Origin of the sequence: Sphingobacterium sp. UBA1498 (assembly GCF_002325125.1) — a bacterium.
Lineage (GTDB): Bacteria > Bacteroidota > Bacteroidia > Sphingobacteriales > Sphingobacteriaceae > Sphingobacterium.
Window position 1 is genome coordinate 35253 of sequence record NZ_DCRG01000038.1, and the last position, 3164, is coordinate 38416.

Here is a 3164-nt window from a genome sequence, read left to right on the forward strand (position 1 = left end):
GTTCTTTCGACAAAAAAGATAGCTTCAAACGTACCGACAGAAATGACGGTCCAAGGTCTTCAAACAGAAAATTTGACGGAGAAAGAAGTCGAAATTTAGATGACAACAAGAACTTTGGTGAAAAACAATATATTAAACGTCCAAAGAAAAAAGCTGCGGAGTCAGAAGACGACGGCTTAGTTCGTTTGAATCGTTACATCGCCAATGCTGGTATTTGTTCAAGACGTAAAGCAGATGAACTTATCACGGCTGGTGTCATTTGGGTAAATGGAGAACCTGTTACCGAATTGGGTACTAAAGTAGACCCTGCAACAGATGAAATCCGCTACAACAACGAACGCTTGAAACGTGAAAAAAATGTTTATGTTTTGTTAAACAAACCAAAAGATTATATCACGACTACAGACGATCCCCAAGAGCGTCATACGGTGATGGAACTTGTTTCTAAAGCAACCAAAGAAAGAATCTATCCTGTTGGTCGCCTCGATAGAAATACGACTGGACTCCTTTTAATGACAAATGATGGAAGCCTTGCCGAAAAGCTTTCGCACCCGCGTAACAGCATCAGCAAAATCTATAATGTCGAACTAAACAAAAGCCTTACACAGGGCGATTTTAACAAAATTAACTTTGGTATCGAATTAGAAGACGGTGTGATCAAACCGGACGATTTGAGCTATGTTCAAGGCGGATCAAAACGCGAAGTCGGCATCCAGATTCACTCAGGGAAAAATCGTATCGTACGTCGTATTTTTGAATCTTTAGGATATGAAGTAGTTAAATTAGATCGTGTGGTATATGCCAATCTGACTAAAAAAGACTTACCTCGTGGCCGTTGGAGATACCTAGAAGAACGAGAAATTGTGCAATTGAAGCACCTCCTTTAATCGCTCAAGGATATCAATAAAAATAAAGGACGGTCATTCAGTTAACCGTCCTTATTTTTTATATTTGCTCTTTAAAATAAAAAAACAAAGAATATGACTGATCCGAAAACACTTTCTTCCGTTGCGGAATTCCATAAAACATTCCAACATCCCATCCTTGACACGCCTACTATTCCATCTGAACAACGATGTGCTTTAAGGGTATCGTTGATTGCTGAGGAATTAAAAGAATTAGAAGAAGCCATCCAGGATAAAGATTTGGTAGAGATTGCAGATGCACTATGTGACATCCAATATGTACTTGCCGGAGCAGTATTGGAATTTGGCTTAAAAGATAAATTCTCTGCCCTTTTTGATGAGGTTCAACGTTCTAACATGAGTAAAGCATGTAAAGACGAAGCGGAAGCAATTGCTACCCAAGAACACTATAAATTGAAAGGAGTAGAATCTTATTACAAAGAAGTTGATGGCAAGTTTTTAGTATTCAGAACTGCTGACAACAAAACTTTAAAATCCATCAATTATTCTCCAGCGGATCTAAAAACGATTGTTGAGGGCTAAATGGAAAAGGAAAATAGCTTTCCCCTTTTCTTTAATAAGATAAATAAATAAGGCTTCTCGAGAGAAGCCTTATTTATTTATCTTATTTTACGTTCAAACAACCGGTTCAATGCCAGTGTCGCAAAATTTAGAGGAACGGATATAGACTTTAAAAAAGACTCCCCTGCACAACCTGACGTGCCTCCAAACCTTTATCTATTGCCGTTTGTATATGTGACTTCGGAAAGCCCCAATTTGGTGCTATCAGCAATTCTTTGTCTGCGATCCCGAAAATACGTTGAATAATCAGATCAGGCCGTAATCGTGGAATCAATTTGGCTAAGAAATCAGTATAACCTTCTATCGAGAAAAGTTCAAAAGGTTCTCTTTTATATTTTACCCCCATAATGGAGCCTTCTACAATATGCAAGTGGTGCAATTTCACAAATTTAATCTGTGGAAACCGGTTAATCTCGTCTGCATACTTTAACATCATCTCTTCAGATTCCCATGGAAAACCAAAAATTGTATGTACACAAATCTCCAGAGGAGTATTCTTTAACATATCCATTGCCTGAACAAACTCATCGTGCGAGCAGCCTCGATTAATTTTCTCCAATGTATCGTTGTAGATAGATTCCATTCCCATTTCTAAATCTACATCATAACGATCCGTATAAGATTCCAATAACGCGATCTTTTCAAAATCTAAACAATCAGGACGTGTTCCCACAGAAAGACCTAAGGTATTTTCAGGATCAATGCTTAGGGCCTCATCATACATCATTTTCAGTAAATGAGTCGGCGCATACGTATTCGTGTTTGGCTGGAAATAGATAATAAACTTTTCAGCTCCATAGCTATTGCGGGCTCTTTCGATACCCGATTCCACTTGTTCCCGTATCGAAGGAATTTTGCGGGCTGTATCCGGTGTAAAAGAATCTACATTACAGTACGTACAACCGCCGTAGCCCTTACTGCCATCGCGATTTGGACAAGTAAAATTACCATCCACAATCACTTTAAACACTCTCTGTCCGTTATACTTTTGCTTTAAATAAGCCCCGTAATGATTATACGGTTTAACTCCTTTATCCAATAATGTACCCATTGCCCTGCAAAGTTACTCAATTAAAATCATATGTTACCATTACTTTCTTCGGATCGAATGTTAAACTTCGATATGGAAGAAAATTTCTGATTCATTTCCTCAGTCATATCGACATGTCCAATGTTGCTAGAAACAACCTTAACGGTACTATCCTTACTAACCTCGAATCTTACATAAGCTTTATCATGATTCATATTCCAATTACATTTCCATTTTTCATTTAAGTTCTTATAAAAATCAACAATACCTATCTCTGGAGTTGGAAGATAGTTTTCATAAGAAAGAAAAGTGTAATCTTGCACCTCTTGGGAAATACCTGATCTCAAGATAAACAATAGTAGGAAAGCGATGATGAAACAATTTCTCATATGACCAATAAGTAATATTTACAGCAAGATACAAAAACACGAATACAAGAATTATAGAAAAGCAATATGGCTATGCCGTATCTATTGTTTAAGAGCACTCCTTTACTTCAGTTATGCAATAGCCACTATCGATACAATTGCAAGTTTGGACTAAGATTGATCGGCAGACTTCTATGAAGATGCACTGTGCGACTGAGTACAGTGCAGGTTGCGGAACATAGCAAATGGACCAGCCGCATCTATGGCCACTGAGGCAGT

At 37.9% G+C, this 3164-nt stretch carries 4 protein-coding genes; 2 read left to right on the forward strand and 2 right to left on the reverse strand.

Annotated features, from left to right (window positions below; all coding sequences use genetic code 11):
* A partial coding sequence (locus tag B3139_RS20350; RefSeq protein ID WP_293885342.1) for a pseudouridine synthase occupies nucleotides 1-887 on the forward strand: 887 nt, incomplete at its 5' end.
* Between the two features lie 93 nt (nucleotides 888-980).
* Nucleotides 981-1448, forward strand: coding sequence for a nucleoside triphosphate pyrophosphohydrolase family protein (locus tag B3139_RS20355; RefSeq protein ID WP_046671593.1), 468 nt, complete (start codon nucleotides 981-983; stop codon nucleotides 1446-1448).
* Between the two features lie 148 nt (nucleotides 1449-1596).
* Here the strand turns inward: B3139_RS20355 and B3139_RS20360 are convergent, their stop codons facing one another.
* A complete protein-coding gene (locus tag B3139_RS20360) occupies nucleotides 1597-2538 on the reverse strand; it encodes a TIGR01212 family radical SAM protein (protein ID WP_209581625.1) in 942 nt (313 codons plus the stop codon).
* Between the two features lie 26 nt (nucleotides 2539-2564).
* Nucleotides 2565-2906 (reverse strand): hypothetical protein, encoded by a 342-nt coding sequence (locus B3139_RS20365; RefSeq protein WP_293885345.1) that lies wholly within the window; start codon nucleotides 2904-2906, stop codon nucleotides 2565-2567.
* Nucleotides 2907-3164: the final 258 nt, after the last annotated feature.